The organism is Marinobacter maritimus (assembly GCF_007671675.1).
GTDB lineage: Bacteria > Pseudomonadota > Gammaproteobacteria > Pseudomonadales > Oleiphilaceae > Marinobacter > Marinobacter maritimus.
Genome location: NZ_VCGW01000002.1, coordinates 236,604 through 253,151 on the forward strand (window position 1 = coordinate 236,604; position 16,548 = coordinate 253,151).

The 16,548-nt window shown below is 56.5% G+C and carries 16 protein-coding genes; 4 read left to right on the forward strand and 12 right to left on the reverse strand.

Features of this window, described 5'->3' with window-relative positions; translation table 11 throughout:
- Positions 1 to 109: 109 nt before the first annotated feature.
- Positions 110 to 1,312, forward strand: a complete 1,203-nt coding sequence (locus FFI90_RS08205; protein ID WP_246123440.1) for a MalY/PatB family protein — start codon at positions 110 to 112, stop codon at positions 1,310 to 1,312.
- Here the strand turns inward: FFI90_RS08205 and FFI90_RS08210 are convergent.
- From FFI90_RS08210 to FFI90_RS08220, 3 genes are read right to left on the reverse strand one after another with little or no spacing between them, the layout of a single operon-like run.
- Entirely contained in the window at positions 1,296 to 1,649 is a 354-nt protein-coding gene (locus FFI90_RS08210) for a hypothetical protein (protein WP_144777489.1), read from the reverse strand. The two genes, FFI90_RS08205 and FFI90_RS08210, sit on opposite strands and share 17 nt — an antisense overlap.
- A gap of 20 nt (positions 1,650 to 1,669) precedes the next feature.
- Entirely contained in the window at positions 1,670 to 2,608 is a 939-nt protein-coding gene (locus FFI90_RS08215; protein ID WP_144777491.1) for a DMT family transporter, read from the reverse strand.
- Positions 2,609 to 2,654: 46 nt separating this feature from the next.
- Positions 2,655 to 4,091, reverse strand: a complete 1,437-nt coding sequence (locus tag FFI90_RS08220; protein WP_144777493.1) for a succinylglutamate desuccinylase/aspartoacylase family protein — start codon at positions 4,089 to 4,091, stop codon at positions 2,655 to 2,657.
- Between the two features lie 203 nt (positions 4,092 to 4,294).
- On the opposite strand from FFI90_RS08220, the gene FFI90_RS08225 reads away from it, so the two are divergent.
- On the forward strand, positions 4,295 to 4,453 hold the full coding sequence (locus FFI90_RS08225; RefSeq protein ID WP_144777495.1) for a YqaE/Pmp3 family membrane protein: 159 nt from the start codon (positions 4,295 to 4,297) through the stop codon (positions 4,451 to 4,453).
- Positions 4,454 to 4,492: 39 nt separating this feature from the next.
- On the opposite strand, the gene FFI90_RS08230 is transcribed toward FFI90_RS08225, so the two are convergent.
- Positions 4,493 to 6,130: an MBL fold metallo-hydrolase gene (locus FFI90_RS08230; RefSeq protein ID WP_144777496.1), complete on the reverse strand. Its 1,638-nt coding sequence runs from the start codon at positions 6,128 to 6,130 to the stop codon at positions 4,493 to 4,495.
- A gap of 174 nt (positions 6,131 to 6,304) precedes the next feature.
- Between FFI90_RS08230 and FFI90_RS08235 the strand changes: the two genes are divergently transcribed.
- Entirely contained in the window at positions 6,305 to 6,730 is a 426-nt protein-coding gene (locus FFI90_RS08235) for a thioesterase family protein (RefSeq protein ID WP_144777498.1), read from the forward strand.
- Here the strand turns inward: FFI90_RS08235 and FFI90_RS08240 are convergent.
- The 5 genes from FFI90_RS08240 to FFI90_RS20105 form a co-directional block, all read right to left on the reverse strand.
- Positions 6,716 to 8,008 (reverse strand): MATE family efflux transporter, encoded by a 1,293-nt coding sequence (locus FFI90_RS08240; protein ID WP_144778279.1) that lies wholly within the window; start codon positions 8,006 to 8,008, stop codon positions 6,716 to 6,718. The two genes, FFI90_RS08235 and FFI90_RS08240, sit on opposite strands and share 15 nt — an antisense overlap.
- A 278-nt stretch (positions 8,009 to 8,286) precedes the next feature.
- Positions 8,287 to 8,784: a thiol peroxidase gene (gene tpx / locus FFI90_RS08245; RefSeq protein WP_144777500.1), complete on the reverse strand. Its 498-nt coding sequence runs from the start codon at positions 8,782 to 8,784 to the stop codon at positions 8,287 to 8,289.
- Between the two features lie 69 nt (positions 8,785 to 8,853).
- Positions 8,854 to 10,065 carry a Bcr/CflA family multidrug efflux MFS transporter gene (locus FFI90_RS08250; protein ID WP_144777502.1) on the reverse strand — a complete coding sequence of 404 codons (1,212 nt, stop codon included), beginning with the start codon at positions 10,063 to 10,065 and terminating at the stop codon, positions 8,854 to 8,856.
- Positions 10,066 to 10,289: 224 nt separating this feature from the next.
- Positions 10,290 to 11,201 carry a LysR family transcriptional regulator gene (locus tag FFI90_RS08255; protein WP_144777504.1) on the reverse strand — a complete coding sequence of 304 codons (912 nt, stop codon included), beginning with the start codon at positions 11,199 to 11,201 and terminating at the stop codon, positions 10,290 to 10,292.
- Positions 11,202 to 11,282: 81 nt separating this feature from the next.
- A complete protein-coding gene (locus FFI90_RS20105; RefSeq protein ID WP_186317944.1) occupies positions 11,283 to 11,429 on the reverse strand; it encodes a hypothetical protein in 147 nt (48 codons plus the stop codon).
- A gap of 12 nt (positions 11,430 to 11,441) precedes the next feature.
- Here FFI90_RS20105 and FFI90_RS08260 point away from each other — a divergent pair, with 12 nt between their 5' ends.
- Positions 11,442 to 12,335, forward strand: a complete 894-nt coding sequence (locus FFI90_RS08260; protein ID WP_144777506.1) for an acyltransferase — start codon at positions 11,442 to 11,444, stop codon at positions 12,333 to 12,335.
- 33 nt (positions 12,336 to 12,368) lie between these two features.
- On the opposite strand, the gene FFI90_RS08265 is transcribed toward FFI90_RS08260, so the two are convergent.
- The 3 genes from FFI90_RS08265 to FFI90_RS08275 form a co-directional block, all read right to left on the reverse strand.
- Entirely contained in the window at positions 12,369 to 12,590 is a 222-nt protein-coding gene (locus tag FFI90_RS08265; RefSeq protein ID WP_144777507.1) for a hypothetical protein, read from the reverse strand.
- Between the two features lie 72 nt (positions 12,591 to 12,662).
- Positions 12,663 to 14,639: a ribonuclease R family protein gene (locus FFI90_RS08270; RefSeq protein WP_144777509.1), complete on the reverse strand. Its 1,977-nt coding sequence runs from the start codon at positions 14,637 to 14,639 to the stop codon at positions 12,663 to 12,665.
- 70 nt (positions 14,640 to 14,709) lie between these two features.
- Positions 14,710 to 16,428 carry a diguanylate cyclase domain-containing protein gene (locus FFI90_RS08275; protein ID WP_144777511.1) on the reverse strand — a complete coding sequence of 573 codons (1,719 nt, stop codon included), beginning with the start codon at positions 16,426 to 16,428 and terminating at the stop codon, positions 14,710 to 14,712.
- Between the last annotated feature and the right edge of the window lie 120 nt (positions 16,429 to 16,548).

Consider the following 16,548-nt stretch of genomic DNA (forward strand, 5'->3'; position numbering starts at 1 on the left):
CGACCAAAGAAGAATGCTTGTGTTCGAGGGCGCGGTTGCCGGGAGGACAATACCCCCCCACAATAAAAACAAGAGTTATCCAACTGTTTACCGATTGTGGAGTGCGCCAGTGACAGACTCTTTTGATCAGCCTCTTTCCCGAGAAAATACCTGCTCGGTCAAGTTTGATGCCCGCCGGGCGGTGTTTGGCCGTGAGGATGTGATTCCGGTCTGGGTAGCGGACATGGATTTTGCCGCCCCAGAGGCCGTCACCCGGGCGCTTTCGAAGCGTGCCGCGCACCCGGTTTATGGCTATACCCTGTTTCCAGACAGCCTGTTCGAGTCAATAATGGACTGGTTTCGTGAGCGACACGGCTGGAAAATCCAGCGCGAGTGGATATTGATGGCGCCGGGTGTGGTGCCGTCCTTGCATGCGGCCTGTATGGCCTATGCGGCCCCGGGTGAGGGGGTGATTGTGCAACCACCGGTATATCCACCGTTCTTCAGCTCCGTGCAGCTCAGTGGCCGGGTAGTGATTGAGAACCCGCTGGTCTGTGACGATGAAACCGGGGAATACCGGATGGATCTGGAGCATCTGGAAACCTGCGCTGCGCGCCCGGATGCCAGGCTTCTGATGCTGTGTTCGCCTCACAACCCGGTCGGACGTATCTGGTCGGAACCGGAGCTCAAGGCCGTGCTGGATATTGCCCGTCGCCATGAGCTGACGGTGATTTCCGATGAAATCCACTGCGATCTCACCTTTACCGACAAACCCCGACACAAAATGCTGGCAACGCTTGCCGGGCGGGACGATGCCCTGATAACAGCGGTGGCGCCGAGCAAAAGCTTTAACTTGCCGGGGCTAGGTCTGTCTGCTCTGGTCATACCGGATCGCGAACAGCGCAATGCCATGAAAGCGGTGTTTGATTCCATGCATGTGCCGCAGTGTAATCCGTTCAGCATTGCAGGATTTGAAGCGGGTTATCGCTATGGTGCGCCCTGGCTGGATGACCTGATGGTGTATTTACGAAAGAACCGGGATTTTGTGGTGGAAACGGTTAACGCCCGCCTGCCTGGCATTCGTACCAGCGCGCCCGAAGGCACCTACCTCATGTGGCTCGATTGCCGAAACCTGGGCATGAATGATGCCGCTTTGAAACGGTTTTTTGTGGAAGACGCCGGCGTGGGTATGAATCCCGGCGTCTCATTTGGCGAGCAAGGCAGTGGTTTCATGCGGCTCAACATTGGCTGCCCCACGGCGGTACTGGCCGATGTGCTACAGCGTATTGAAGCGGCACTGCCAGCCATTCGGCGGACTACTGGTCAACTATAGAACAGTGGTCGTCGACAAGTTCCCAGCGCGATGGCTCACTCATCCCCGGCATATCTCCGCTGGTTTCTTCGACGGCTTTCCACACTTTGCTGCCGTGGAAGGCCATTTCACCCTCTTGGTAGGTCTCGGCCCAAAGCCACTGTTCCGGGCGCTCGCATAGGCCAGACGCGCTTTCGCCAGATGTGCTGGTTGAGTTTGTGGCTGGGTCCGGTGTTTTAACCTGGGAGGTCTCACTGCTCTGGGCGTTGGCGGCAGAACCGAGTGCTGTAATACATAACACCAGCAGTAACGACGCCAGCGTGTGATGAAAGGATCTGAACGTGGATTTCATAAGCATGATGGGCTCCTTTACGTGTATCAACGCAATTTGCTGTAATCCGGTGTATGTCGGCCGGCTCGGGTTGCCAGTAGTAACCCGGCGAGGATAAACGCCCCGCCAATAACATGGAACAGCCCCAGCGATTCCCCCAGGAAAATGCTGGCGAGAATTGAGGCAAACACCGGTGTCAGGTAAATGAATATGGCCGCCCGTGACGGTCCTATGCTGTGCACCGCGTAATTCCAGAAACCGTAGGCGAGAATCCCCGGGAAGATCGCGAAGTAGGCAAGCGGCATGGCCGTTTGCCGGGTCAGCTCAAAGCCCCCTGAGAAGAACAGCAGGTCGCCCAGGTAAAACGGCAGGATAACCAGAGTGCCAAGTAGAATCTGCGTGCTGAGGAAGGTAAACCCCGGCAGAGGCACGGCCTGGCGTCTGAGCAGTACGGAAAACAGGCCCCAGCTGAACACGGCGGCCACCATAATCAGGTCCCCCGGTTGGGCTTGCAGGCCCGTGAGTACTGATAGATCCCCCCGTGCCACCACGGTGAGAATGCCAAAGATTGCCAGCGCGATTCCCAGAGCCTGAATTGGCCGTGTGCGATCGCCCAGAACAATCCACGCCAGCAGTGATACGAAAATCGGAATGGTGGCATTGATCAGGGCGATGTTGGTGGCGGTAGTGGTAACCGCAGCAACATACAGCAGTGAGTTAAAGGCGCCAACGCTGAACGTGGCGAGTACCAACATCGAGCCCAGATGCTGACGGATCACACTACGGTGTCGCCAGATACCGGGTAGGGCGAAAGGCAGTAAAATCGCGAGCGCAATCACCCAGCGCCAGAACGCCATGGAAAAGGGCGGTATGCTGTCAACCGTGCCCCGTGCAACAACGGCATTGCCGGCCCAGAACAGTGGAGTCAGAACCAGGCCTGCGTAAGTGAGAGTGGCAGATCTGGCCGGACTGTTTCCTGAAGACACATCAGCTCCTGTCGGTCATTTGCGAAAGCGCAAAAACGATAGGGTACTATTCTCCTGGAACTTTTGCCTTGGTACCAATGTGGTAGGCGGCAAAACCCGCCATAACCACCTGATCCACCGCCATGCCGATTATGCGGCCATCGCTACTGGCGTTAATAGGGTATTGGGCGTTGGTGATCGGATCCGCAATATGCCCAAGAACCTGACCCTTGGAAACCTTTGCGCCCAGCTCAACCTTGCTGAACAGAATGCCGCCATAGTTTGCACGTACCCAGGCTGAATCGTAATACACCGGCTCCGGATCCCCCCATACAAACATACGGGAGATCATCCCCTGTTTTTCCATCAGGCTGGTCAGGCTGTTTACGCCGGCATCAATCTGGTGCTCCTGAATGCGGTGGGATTCGCCGGCTTCCAGCGTGACTGCACGAATACCTGCATTGACGGCTGCGGTGCGAAGCATCCCGGGTGATCCACTGCTGTGTACCACCGCCATGCGATCAAAGCCTCTGGTGAACTCTGCAACCGTCGGGTTGTTCATGTCTGCACGCAGTTGCGGCAGGTTGGTACGCTTCAAAGAGCCCGTGTGAATATCCACCAGCATGTCGCAGTGTCGGATAATGTTTTCGAAAAGCGAGTAGGCAATCCGATCAGCCAGGCTGCCATCTCTACTGCCGGGAAAGTGCCGGTTCAAATCACGGCGATCAGGCAGGTAACGGCTGCCCTGTTCGAAGCCGGGCAGGTTTACAATGGGGATGCCCACGACGCTGCCACTCAGCTTTTCCGGATCAAGGTCGTACATGGTCTGGCGGATAATCTCGATGCCATTGAGTTCGTCGCCATGAATTGTACTTGTCAGGCACAGGGTCGGGCCTGCATTGGCGCCATTAACTACCAGTACCGGCGTGGGCTGCGAGAGGCCTGCAATCTGAATACCGGATGACCAGCCAAGGCGTGTGGATGTACCAGGCAGGACTTCACTGCCAAGCAACGCAAGATTTTTGGCGCGCGGTGGCTCTTTTGCCTCCGGTTCGGGGATCGGTTGCTCTTGGGGTTCCGTTGCAGCGTTGGGGGTGGCTTCTTCCGCGGCGTCTCGAGTTTCCTGGTCTTCGTTGTCTGGGCTTTTTTGACTGCCCGGATCCGCCGGTGGCTCCGGAGTTGGTGCCGGTGCTACGTCTTTAAGGTCTATATTGGGCGCTACTTTTTTTGGCTTCGGCGTGGGCGCAGGCTTTGGTTTCGGGCTTTCCGGCGCAGCATCTACGGCGGGCGCAGGCGCCTTGCGGGCTTTCCGCAGTGGCTCCGACTGCTCCACATCTTCAACGCTTTCGTCTTCTGCCAGCTCTGCCAGCAGAATCTCACGGGCGGCCTTCACCTGTTTTTTGTCGGCGGGCGGGTCTGCCAATGTTACGGCAGGTACAGCCAGCATCAGCAGACATAGAAAGGATTTGAACTCGGTCAGCTTTTGCAGCCTGGAAAACAGCATGATTCCTCGCGGGTCATTTTCAAGGGCCCAAGGATAAAGGTCGAGTGGTGTTCATGAATATGGCAATAACAAAGATTTAATGCCATTTTCATAGTGTTGCCATGAACTTCAGACGAACTTGCGTAACATTATGGGTCTGGCCAGCCTGCTGGGATAATCTTTACAGGCAAGGTCAGTTATAACCGACGGAGAGAGTAAACAATATGGACCTTTTGCGAATTCTTATTGCTATTTTGTTACCGCCGCTGGGCGTGTTCCTGCAGGTAGGTATCGGGAAGCACTTCTGGATCAACATACTACTGACCCTTTTGGGCTATATCCCCGGCATAGTGCACGCTGTGTACATTATCGCCAAAAAATAGAAGTCGGCAGATTCAGTTTGTATCTGCCGGGGGCGTGGCTCAGGTGGTGGGTGTTGCACGCCAGAGCCCGTCTTCCTGCAAGGCCCGGCCATCGGTCTCCAGTTTCAACAGGTGGGCCAGTGCGGAGCGGGCAGCGACACCGTGAATGGCCGTTGGCACATCACCATAGGCCTTGCTGGTCAGGTCTTTAAGGCTTACGGGGGACAGCGTGTCGAGAGCCTTGGCAACCTTGTGCTCCCGCGACAGGCGGTGGGTGATCAGGTAATCGATGATGGCCTCCGGGTTGCCCATCAAAAAGCCGTGCGCTGGTGCTATATAACGAACGGGCTCAGCCAGCAGATCGTAGAGTGACTCCAGATAGGCTTTCATGTCTCCGTCTGGCGGGTTTATGACCACCGTTGAGCCTTGCATGATGTGATCTCCCGAAAACAGCAGCTCCTGGTCTCTCAGCAGAAAACAAAGGTGGTTAGAGGCGTGCCCCGGCGTGTGCAGCACTTTCAAGGTGCCGGCATCGGTTTTGATCAGATCGCCGTGCTCAGGCTGATGGTCGGGCGCAAACTTCTGATCCTGTGAGGCACCTTCCGGGGCTGATTGGCCATAAACCTTGCAGCCGGTTTTTTCCTTCAGTGCACGGGTGCCAGGGGAATGGTCAAGATGGGTATGGGTGACGATGACAGCGTCAATCTGCCCGCCGGTAACCTCGAGAATCCGCTCAATATGACTCGCATGGTTCGGGCCGGGGTCCAGAACGGTAAAGCGCTCGTGGCCCAGAATGTAAGTGTTTGTGCCCGGGCCAGTCATCACGCCGGGGTTGGGTGCTGTAAGGCGAATCACGCCTGCGGCAACCTCAACCGCTTCACCGGGGACAATCTCCGATTTTGTAGTGCCTTCAGCTTCCGGATCCAGCTTTGCAGCTTCATCGTAAGCAGGCGCACCAGGCTCCAGAATCACCGGTTTACCGCGCCGGATGGCCGGCCATGGCTGGCTGGGGTAGGATTCCGGCGGATTCGCCCAGGCGTAGCGCATCAGAGTTTCGACGGTCTCAAAGTCCCGCAGAACCCGCAGGGTTCTTATGGTCGGCAGTGTCATTAATCGATGGCCGGCACGATGCTCTTCCAGTGCTTGTGCGGGGCTGAGCCAAACGTGGCTGATGGTTTCTTCGCCATCATGGCTTACAGGCTGGTTCTCTGGTGCTGTAGTCACAAAAAAACGGGTATCGAAGCGCCGGGGAGGGCCGGGCGGGGTGATCCAGTGGCTGAGGTAGGCCATCCTGTCCAGCGGAATCGTCAGGTTGTGTTTTTGGCAAAGTTCAGCCAGAGACAGCTCGCCCCTGAACACGGCCTTGCGATCATCATGAGCGGCATGATCTCCGCTGATTGTGCGCCGCTCGGTATCGACGGCCAGCAGCACGCCGGCCTCTTCGAAGCATTCGCGGACGGCGGCAAGCATGTAATCCGTGCCGCCGTCGCTCAGACTCATGGTGTGGCTGATTTCAGTGTCTTCCAGGCCAGCTGCATGCATACGCCCGTGGGATTCCTTCTGATCTACCGCGCCGCCAGGAAAAACGTAATAGCCGGGTAAAAACACCGCGTCCCAAGTGCGCTGTAGCAGCAGTATCTCAATACCATTCCGGGTATCTCTCACCAGTGCCAGCGTGGCAGCAGGTCGAATATCCATAGAGTTTCCGTTATTCAAAACTGTAACCCCAGCGCTAAAAGATCGAAAATGAAGATAAGCGATTTCGCAACCAGATCTTGAGGTGAACACCGCCACTAAACAGAGTATCATCCAGCTCCGCACCTCGACACTTTCCGATATTCCTCGACACTTTGCCAGGCAGGTATCTTTCCAGTGGCCCGAATCGAACTTTCTTTCCCTGACGATGCATTCTGTTTTGAAACGCTCATGCAAGTTCGAACAACCGACATCAACGGCGCTAACCACCTGGGCAACGATGCATTGGTATCCATGCTGTCTGAAGCGCGAGCCCAGTTCCTGATAAGTTACGACATTCCAGAGAGCGACAGCGGCGGTGAGGGTATTATCGTGACCGATCTGGCCACCATGTATCAGTCGGAATCATTCTTTCCGGAAATGCTGCGCTTTGAGGTCGGTGTAATGGACTTCAACAAATACGGTGGCGATTTTGTGTTTCGGGTGACCAAAGTCGGGAGCGGTCAGGCCGTTGCTCTGGCGAAGTACGGATTCGTGTTTTTTGATTATCTTCAAAAGAAAGTGGTGCCCATGCCGGAAAGTTTCCGGTCACGCTTTGCCTGAGTTTCCTCCGTTTTTTCGAAGTTGCTTCATGCCGGTGCGATAAAAGCTGTACGCCATGATTCCGGCGAGCAGGTTACCCACCAGAGCACCGCTCATCAGGCCATAGATGCCGTCGAGCTGACTGCCTAGCCACAGCAGTGGCAGGAAGCACAGAAACAACCGCAATGTCGAAACCAGTAGCGCCCTCATGGCCAGGCCAAGCGCGTTGCACACCGACACCATCAGCATACACACCCCAAGGCCGCTGTAGCTGAGCGGCACTCGCACAAGGTAGGCTCCGAGCAAGTCCTGAACTTGTTGGTCGCTGCTGAACAGTTCGGAGACAAGGCCGGAGGCGATCAGCCAGAGCAGGCCAATGGCCAGTTGCCAGATCACCACAAAACGCACCGCCAGCCTTACCAGCGTGCGAATCTGTTCTATGTCTCCGGCACCCAGCATGCGGCCGATCATAGGTGGCATGGACATGGTGAGCGCGAGTACCACCACAATGGAGAAAAACTCGAGGCGTGTGCCCAGCCCCCAGGCGGCAACAGCGGCAGAACCGAAGCCCGCGACCATGGCAGTTGCCAGCATGGCTGACGCTGGCGGCATGAGCTGGCTGACCATGGCGGGGGCCATAATGTTGTTGAGCTGTTTCAGGGCGCGGCCAAGAGCGAGTTCGCGAAGGTCGAAGCGGGCCCAGCCGCGTTTCAGTAGCTTGGGGTATATAAACAGGCAGCCGACCCCAAAAGAGGTAGCCGTGGCCCAGGCGGCGCCGGGCAACCCCCAGTCGAAAACAAAGATATACAGCGGATCCAGGGCGATGTTGGAAAGGCTGGTGGCCACCATCATGTAGCCTGGCAATTTGGTGTTGCCGTGGGAGCGGCAAATGCTGTAGCCGAAGTAGAGAAATGCTCCGATCCAGGCAGAGAACAGCCAGGGTATCCAGTAGCTGCGCACGAGAGGAAGCAGGGCGTCTTCGGCCCCGAGGGCGGTCATGATCGGGCTTTGCAGGAGCCACAGGCCGATACAAAGTATAAACACCAGTGCACTGCCGACGGTAACAACCAAACCGCCCAGGCGAAACGCCCGGAGTTCGTCGCCGGTGCCGAGGGTTCGCGAAATGATCGCTGTGGTGGCAATGCCCAAGCCCACCTGTAGTCCGATGATGAGCTGATGCATTGGGAGCGTGAAGCCGAGAGCGGCCAGAGGGTCGCGGCCGAGCTGGCCGATAAAGGCGCTGTCAGCCAGCTGGAACGTCATCAGCGAGAGCACGCCAAACAGCATGGGCCAGGTCATGGTGTAGAGCTGGCGGGGGAGGCTGGCGTTGTGGGTGGTATTGCTCACGGGTTGGAGGTGGTGCCTTGGTCTGGAATGGGGTGCTGAAGTCTAACAGGTTTACTTTGCAGTTGGCCTTTCGGGCGGATCGGCCTCCGCAGACACGCCGTAAACCCATCCGTGGGGGCTTGGCATTGCCATCCCTGGCAATGCACAGTCTGCGAAGGCCGATCCGCCCAAAAGGCCCCGGGCCCGGGTAGTTCTCCTCCGGATTTCCTAATGCGGCTTTGAAAGCCTGATCAGAGAACTTTCAGCGCTGCATCGTAGTCGGGCTCGTCTTTGATTTCGTTGACGAGCTGGCTGTGGATAACCTTGTTATCCTCATCTAGAACTACCACTGCGCGGGCGCAAAGGCCAGCCAGTGGGCCGGTCTGAATGCTGACGCCGTAGTCCTGCTGGAAGCTGTAGTTCCGGAAGGATGAAAGCGTTATGACGTTTTCCAGGCCTTCAGCGCCACAAAAGCGGGCTGCTGCAAACGGTAGGTCGGCGGAGACAACCAGCACAACGGTGTTATCCAGAGCGCCGGCTTTCTCGTTGAATTTGCGAGTGGAGGCGGCGCACACGCCCGTGTCGATGCTGGGGATGATGTTCAGGATTTTGCGCTTTCCCGCCCAGTTATCCAGTTTTACGTCTTCCAGGCCGCTGTTGGTCAGCGTGAAGGGCGGCACGTTGTCGCCGATCTGTGGAAACTTGCCGCTCAGTTCAATGGGGTTGCCGTCGAGAGTTACTGTGCTCATGGGTTGCTCCTTGTTTTCCATAAATGTTCAGAACCAGCTTACTCTGTTTAGACCATTTTGGATGAGTTTTCATCCTGTCTGTGGCTCGAATCCTGGAGCAGGGTGGCGCTGAACCAGCAGGAGGTAGCTGCCCAGAGACGCAACGGCGCAGATGGCAATGATGGCCGCCATCACCAGCGAAGTGCCGTCGTGCATATAACCCACAAGCATGCCGGCGAGGGCTGCGACGGACATTTGTGCGAAGCCGAACAGCGCCGAAGCGGAGCCAGCCATGCGCGGGAAGTTGGCCATGGCGCCAGCCATGGTTTGAGGCATAACCATTCCGGTACCCGCCATAAACAGGGCCTGGGGCAGGATAACGGCCCACACACTGAAGACTTCAGCGAGCGCGAGTGCAACCATCAGGCCGCCAGCGGCAACGGCAATGACCAGTCCGCGAACGAGGATCTGATCCGGTACCATGCGGCTGCCAAGGCGGATCGCTAAAAGGTTTCCGGTTACATAGCCCACCACGATGCCGGCGAAATAAAGGCCGAACTGTTGCGGTGGTATTTCAAGGAAATCAATCAGTACGAACGAGGAACCGGAAAGAAACGCAAACAGCCCGGAAAAAATCAGAGCGTTGGTCAGGGTATAGCCGAGAAAGCTGATGTCGGTGCCTATGGCGCGATAGTTTCGCAGCAGGCTGCAGGGCTTCAACGGCTGACGGTATTCCGGGCGCATGGGTTCCGGGATGCCGAAGGCGACCACTACGGCCATGATCAGAGCGTAGCCGCCCAGTGCGAGAAAAATAGAGTGCCAGCCCAGCCCGGCTACCATCAAGCCGCCGAGTGTGGGTGCAACTGCAGGCGCAAGCGCCATGATACTGGCAAGAAGCGCCATGATTTTTGCAGCTTCGCGAGGTGTGTAGATGTCCCGGATGGCGGCACGCCCCAGAACTGGCCCGGCTGACCCGCCCAGCGCCTGCAAAAAGCGGCACAGGATGAGGGTTTCAATATTGCTGGCAAGTGCACAGCCAATGCTGGCGATGGCAAACAGCACAAAACCGCCGATCATGATCGGTTTGCGGCCAAACCGGTCAGCCAGAGGGCCGCACACCAGCTGTGCTATGGCAAAACCGACCATGTACAGGCTCAGGGTTAGCTGAACCTGGCTGGTGCCTGTGCCGAAATCACTGCCGATTTGCGGCAGTGCCGGCAAATACATGTCGGTGGCCAGCGGCCCCAGGGCGACGGCGGCGGCGAGCAGTATCGTTGTCCATATACTGGTTAGTGCTAGCATCTATCATCCATACCTTGGGGGAGGCGAACGACGGGGTGAGGTTTCCAAAACACGCTCCTTGCGGCACGTTCATGTGACGCTTGGGCTCCGCCATCCATGGCTCCGCACAGTTTTGGAAACCTCACCCCGTCGCTCGCGGTCAACTTTGGCTTGGATTCTAGGGGGTACCTCAATAAAAAATAACAGGGGCGCTGCTCATAGGATATATGAACAAAATTGATAGGTTAGTCGTTAAGGCCATTCATGGTAGCGGCGACGGCGTTCACCTGGTTTCGTAACCAGCGGTGAGCTGGGTCGTTCTGGTTGCGACGGTGCCAGACCATCAGCAAGGTAAAGGGTTTGTAGCTGAAGGGTAAAGGCACCCAGGCGAAGTCCCGGAGTAAGTGTTTGCTCATGAGCTCAGGGGCGGTAGCCAGCATGTCGCTGTCCCGAAGAAACTCTGGCAGGCCGGAGAAGTTGGAAACGGTAATCACGTTGCGACGGGTCAGTCCACGGGCAGTCAGCCCGGCTTCGATGGCTGGCTTTTCGCCGCTGCCGAAGACCAGGGCGATATGATCGGCCTGCAGGTAATCGGTCACGGTCTCTGGCGCTTCGCGCTGGCTTGGGTCGTAGAAAACTACCATGCGATCGGCCATCAGGCCTCTCTGCATGATGTCGGTGGCTTCCGGCGCGTGGGGTGAAATGATCAGGTCACAAATATCCTTGCGCAGCATGTCCGCGCTGGGAATCCCGGAGGCAATCACCTGCAGCACGATGCCTGGAGCCTGTTGTCGCAGGCGCTGCATCAGCGGAGGCAGGAGCAGGTCCCGCTCGTAGTCATTTGCCGCAACGGTGAAGGTGAATTCTGTGGTTTCCGGCGTGAAGGGCGGGCCGGATGCCAGCGAGTGCAGGTCGTCGAGAATCTGCCGAACGTGGGGGCCCGCCTGCACTGCATATCGCGTGGGCGTAATGCCACGTCCGGATTTGACGAACAGCGGGTCACCCAGAGCGCTGCGCAGGCGATCCAGCGTATGGCTCACGGCCGACTGGCTGACTCCAAGCTTGACTGCCGCACGGGAGACGCTGCCTTCGTCGAGCACGGCGACGAAGGTGAGGAGCGCGCGGATATCAAGATTGAATGTATCAATAAGGTTCATGGATGGCAGTGTAATCCAGAACCGCCGTTCCCGGAACCGGGCGTTACATCAATCCGAACGCTCAGCCAGCCGCTGATTCAATTACCCCGGAACGGCCAGCCCCATCGCTATCGACAGGTGATCCCAGAACGATGGCGTTGCGCCCGGGTTGGCGATGCGGTCACAATCGACCACTGCCAATAGCCCTTGGTGATTGGTATGATTGCCCATCACTGGCCAAACAATCACAACAGGAATTGCATGCTCAGCTTTCTACCTGCTTCCGTTATCGGCGTACTCAACTCCATTTTGCTGGCGATCAACACGCTGTTCTGGTGCCTGTTGCTCTATATACCAGCGCTGCTAAAACTTATTATCCCCCACAAAGGTTTCCGGGTTCTCTGCACACGCGTCATTATCTGGATTTCGGAATCCTGGGTAGCCTGCAATACCGGCTGGATGAAACTGACCCACGGTACGCAATGGCAGGTTACCGGCGCAGAAAACCTGCGTCGTGAAAGCTGGTATCTGGTACTCAGCAATCACCAGAGCTGGGTGGACATTTTTGCAATGCAGCGAGTGTTCAACCGCCGTGCGCCTTTCCTGAAGTTCTTTTTGAAGCAACAGCTTATCTGGGTGCCGGTCATCGGGCTTGCCTGGTGGGGGCTGGATTTCCCGTTTATGAAGCGCTACACCCGGGAGTATCTGATCAAGCATCCGGAAAAACGCGGAGAAGACCTGAAAGCCACCCGCCGCGCCTGCGAAAAGTTTCGCTACACCCCGGTGAGCGTGATGAACTTTGTGGAAGGCACGCGTTTTACCCAGGCCAAACACGACAAGCAGAAATCACGCTATACCCATCTGCTGACACCAAAAGCCGGTGGCGCGGCCTTTGTTCTGGACACCATGGGTGATTCGATACAGACGCTTGTTGACGTAACCATTGCCTATCCCGGCGGCGCGCCTTCGTTCTGGGACTTTATTTGTGGGCGGGTGCCGGAAGTGAAAATGGAGATTCAGACGGTTACTATCCCGGAGCACCTGAAAGGGCGGGACTACTCAACCGATGGCGAACACCGGCGCAACGTGAAGAACTGGCTGGCAGAGCAGTGGCAGGCCAAGGATGCCCGCCTGGAAGAAATGCTCCGCTCTTAGATCTCGCTAACACCCTGCCAGTCTGGAGCGACGTCAGCCTTCCCTGTCGTCGTTCTCCTTTTCGTCTGGCTCGACTTCATCGGGGTGTTCTTGTTTGTATCTTTCCCAGTCTTCCCAATCGTGAGGTGTGCCGGCATGTGGCCGGCGCAGGTGTTTTGCGTGCTCTCTCGCGTTGTGGCGAAGGCTGTGATCAGGGCTTTCTTCTTCCTTGTCAAAACCGTGTTTTTTCAAAAACTCGTCCGGGCTGATGGGCATGGCGCACCTCCTTGAAGGATCAGATTACTTCTACTGGTACGATGCGCCTGCTCCTATGGTTTTTCAACCGGCTCAGGACCTGGTAGCTACAGGAATTTCCTCGGCATCCACCAGCTTGAAGTTAATCTGCCGGCGCTCTTCTTCAACCCCGGAGAAACGGACTTTCACCGCCTGTTCCACCTGGAAGATGCGCCCATTCTTGTTGTGAATCAGGCGAAGAGTGACCGGATCAAAGCTGTATTTGCCGTTCAGATCCTTACAACTGACAAACCCTTCCAGCCCGTTCGCCTCCAGGCGTACAAAAAAGCCGGCAGGAATCGTCCGGCTGATCACGCCGTCCATCGGCTCCTCGCCCAGAGTTTTTGCAAAGTCGCTCTTGAGCCAGGTTTCCAGACTATTGGCCGCTTGGCGCGCTTTGAACTGAGTGCTCTGAAGTGCCGACAGCTGGTCGCTGCTTAACGCCTTCATCGGAGTGTCCCAGAGCGCAGCTTTGATCACGCGATGAACATACAGGTCAGAATATTTGCGCAAGGGTGATGTAAATGTCGTGTAGCCGTTCAGCCCCATGCCCTGGTGCGGGGCTGCGGTAAACGCCAGTTCAGCCCGGGCCAGCTGGCGTGAGAGTATAGCTTTCACCGGTAATTCCGCGTCCAGGTCTGTCGTTTGCTTCATCAGCGCCTTGAAGCCTTCCGGCTTGGTGGCATCAATGTCCGCAAGATGCGGCGCATAGCCTTCGATCAGGGCGCGTATGTTGTCTGCGCGGTCGTCCCGAAGCCCTGTGTGCTGGATAAACAGACCTGATGGCTGTTTGGCCAGGAAGTCCGCAGCACAACGGTTGGCAGCTACCATGCATTCTTCCACCAGGCGATGCGCTTCGTTCTGTACCGAAGGTTCAATGCTGCGAATACGCCGGTTTTCGTCGAGCCGAAGCCGGAATTCGGGCCGATCGCCGCTCAGCAGAGCGTGTTCATTGCGCCATTTACGCAGCGCGGTTGCAGCCTGATGAAGCTGATCCAGGCTGTTGGCAACGGCGTCAGGCAGGGCTTTGATGTCTTCGTCTTCCCGCCCTTCAATCAGATTTGATACCAGGTCATAGCTGAGCTTGGCGCGGGAGCTGATAACCGCCTGATGGAAGCTGTAATCGCCCAGAGTCCCATCGTTGTTGACCTGCAAGTCACAGACCAGAGCCAGACGCTTCACATCGGGCATCAGTGAGCACAGCCGGGTGCTGATGGTGTCCGGTAACATGGGTAGAGGGTCGCCAGGGAAATAGATGGCGGTTGCCCGGTTGAAAGCTTCCAGCTCGGCCGCACTTTCCGGGCCAATGACCGCGGAGGGGTCAGCAATGGCAATGGACAGTGCCCAGCCCGTGGCATTGGGCTCAGCCAGCAAAGCATCGTCCATGTCCTGAGTGGCAGGGCTATCGATAGTGACATAGGCGCGGTCGGTACGATCTTCCCGATCGGCTGCAAGGGCTTCTATGGCAGCCTCGTCGAGGCTTTCCGACTGCTGTACGACGGTATCGGGCCAGGCGTCTGCCAGATCGAAGGTGGCCAGGGTAAGAGCGCGCTCAATACCCGCCTCGCCGGCCTTGCCAATGACCCGGAGTACTTTCGCCTGGCCTTTGCCGTCGTGGATCGGGTGCTTGTGTATGCAGCAATAAAGGTAGTCATCTGGCTGCGCGTTCATGCGCTCTTTCGGGGGAATAAATATCCAGCGGTTGATGCCGGGCGTCTCCGGCACCACAAAATGCCCTTTGCCCTTCACCAGATAGCGCCCGACAAAGGTGGTCAGCCGGCTCTCAATGAGCTCGTCCACCACACCTTGGGTTTTGCCCTTGTCCACCTCCTGCTCGGTGACATTAACCCGATCACCGGGAAGCACTTTTTGCATTTCCTCGGGAGGCAGGAACACATCCCGCCCTTCATCCAGAGCGACGAATCCGAAGCGGCCATTGGTGGCTTTAACCGTCCCCGGAGAAACGATTTTGCTTTCCTCAATATCAGACTTTAGCTGGCGCAACTGGTTGAGAGCGTCGGCGTTGAGCATGGGTTAACCTGGCTGAAAAAATGAATGATGGGGCGGAGTATAACGTTTATGACGAGACGAGTCAGACCCGTTACGCGGGGTTAATTTCCGTATTTTCCGGGGGATTGATGCAAATACGGTTGCGGCCTTCGTTCTTGGCACGGTAAAGCGCGTTGTCTGCATTTCGCAGCACCGTATCGATGTTGTCACCAGGCTTCGAGAAATAGCCACCAACGCTTACGGTGACAGGCGTGCCGGTTTTTCGGCTTTCCTGCTCAACGGTCTCGCGAATACGCCGGGCGACATGCTCCAGCGTTATCGGGTCGCAGGGGGCAAGCAGAATTACAAATTCATCACCGCCCCAGCGCCCTGGTTGATCATAGGGGCGAACGCCGGCTTTCAGCCAAAGAGCGACACGGCAGAGGATTTCGTCGCCGGCCTGATGGCCAAGTTGATCATTGATTGATTTGAAGTGATCAATGTCCAGCCAGATCACGCCAAAACCGTTGCCCGATCGTTCTGCCCGCTGAATTTCCTCATCCAGAGCCTCGTCCAGCCCCCTGCGGTTTTTCAGATTCGTGAGCGGATCAATGCGTGCCAGTCGGTGCAGGTCGTCGGTACGTTGAATAACCTTGTTTTCGAGGTCCCGGGTAGTGTCACGCAAGCTGGCCGTCATTTTCTCAAAGTGGTCGACGAGCCTGCCAATCTCGTTATCCGGTTTGTCCAGTCGGGGCAGGGTAAAGTTGCCGTTGCGAACCTTTTCGACAGCTTCCTCCAGACCAACAATGGGTTTAACAATGCGCGACTGGATAATGAGATGAAAGACGATCAGCGTGACCAGAAGGCTGGTGATAAAAACAGCCACCAGAGGCCAGAGATAGCTTTGGGGTAGCAACGTGTTCAGATCAAGAAGGGTAATTTCAAACCAGCCGATTGCCGGCAAAAAAGCGACTCCGGCCAGCTGCTTTCGGCCTTCTACGGTGACAAAGCTGCTTTCAACATAGCCTGTATTGCCCGCGTTTTTTTTCAGCAATTGCAGCATGCCGAGAATTTTCTGTTTGTCTTCAGTGTCGTCAAACAGCAGGTCGACGGTATTCTTCTGGCCTTCGGGTTTGATAACGCTTGCAAAATCAATGTAGTTACGGTCCCGATATAGCTGAATCGCACCGTTGTAATCGACAAACAGTGTGGTGATGCCTTCCTGGTTAATATCAACGATATCCTGCAGAAAAGCATCGAGATTCATACCCGTGCCGACCATGCCCACGATCTGTTCTTCAGAGTCGCGCATAAGCACATCGATCCAGAGCTTGGTAACGCCCAGTTCCGCATCGGGATTCACGTTCAGATGAAAATCACGGCCTTCGTCTATCAGTTGGTAGAACCAGGCATCATTGGGTTCTTCCGGGTTCAGAACGTAACGGAATTGCTGACCGCCAAACTCATCTTTTTCGTTATTGAAGTAGTAGCGACCATTTTCTTTCAGGGCTACAAAATAGCTATTGTCGCGAAAGTTGGCGCGAAAGCTTTCCATCTCGCGAATGGCAGTGTTTTCGAGGACCTGATCGCTAGGATCGGCAGCCCAGCTGAGCAAAGCGCTGGAGTCCGCCATCTGGCGAGCAAGGCCGATCTCGCGCTCCAGAGATTGCAGGAGGCGGGCGCTGTCATAACGCACCTGTATCTCGGCAACCTGGCGTCCCCAGCGTTCGATGAGGTCTTCAGACAGCTTTTGGTAAGCTAACCATGAAGCACTTGCAGCGATGACGATCAGGGCGGCGGCAATGCTGAGAAACCGGGTTTTAAGGCTCAAAAATTTCCGTCTCCGTTTTCCGGGGGTCGGAGGCAATCATAGAACACAGGCTGGCGGGTGTGTAGAGAAGAATGTCAGAAAAGCATGAGAATCTGTTACAGATCCGTACCGGTGCTTCTA

What these genes read in the sequence shown, in the direction of transcription:
- FFI90_RS08210 (WP_144777489.1), bottom strand. Translation starts at nt 1,649, where the DNA reads ATGCTTATGAAATCCACGTTCAGATCCTTTCATCACACGCTGGCGTCG.
- FFI90_RS08220 (WP_144777493.1), bottom strand. Translation starts at nt 4,091, where the DNA reads ATGCTGTTTTCCAGGCTGCAAAAGCTGACCGAGTTCAAATCCTTTCTA.
- FFI90_RS08225 (WP_144777495.1), top strand. Translation starts at nt 4,295, where the DNA reads ATGGACCTTTTGCGAATTCTTATTGCTATTTTGTTACCGCCGCTGGGC.
- FFI90_RS08230 (WP_144777496.1), bottom strand. Translation starts at nt 6,130, where the DNA reads ATGGATATTCGACCTGCTGCCACGCTGGCACTGGTGAGAGATACCCGG.
- FFI90_RS08240 (WP_144778279.1), bottom strand. Translation starts at nt 8,008, where the DNA reads ATGACCTGGCCCATGCTGTTTGGCGTGCTCTCGCTGATGACGTTCCAG.
- tpx (WP_144777500.1), bottom strand. Translation starts at nt 8,784, where the DNA reads ATGAGCACAGTAACTCTCGACGGCAACCCCATTGAACTGAGCGGCAAG.
- FFI90_RS08250 (WP_144777502.1), bottom strand. Translation starts at nt 10,065, where the DNA reads ATGCTAGCACTAACCAGTATATGGACAACGATACTGCTCGCCGCCGCC.
- FFI90_RS08255 (WP_144777504.1), bottom strand. Translation starts at nt 11,201, where the DNA reads ATGAACCTTATTGATACATTCAATCTTGATATCCGCGCGCTCCTCACC.
- FFI90_RS08260 (WP_144777506.1), top strand. Translation starts at nt 11,442, where the DNA reads ATGCTCAGCTTTCTACCTGCTTCCGTTATCGGCGTACTCAACTCCATT.
- FFI90_RS08265 (WP_144777507.1), bottom strand. Translation starts at nt 12,590, where the DNA reads ATGCCCATCAGCCCGGACGAGTTTTTGAAAAAACACGGTTTTGACAAG.
- FFI90_RS08270 (WP_144777509.1), bottom strand. Translation starts at nt 14,639, where the DNA reads ATGCTCAACGCCGACGCTCTCAACCAGTTGCGCCAGCTAAAGTCTGAT.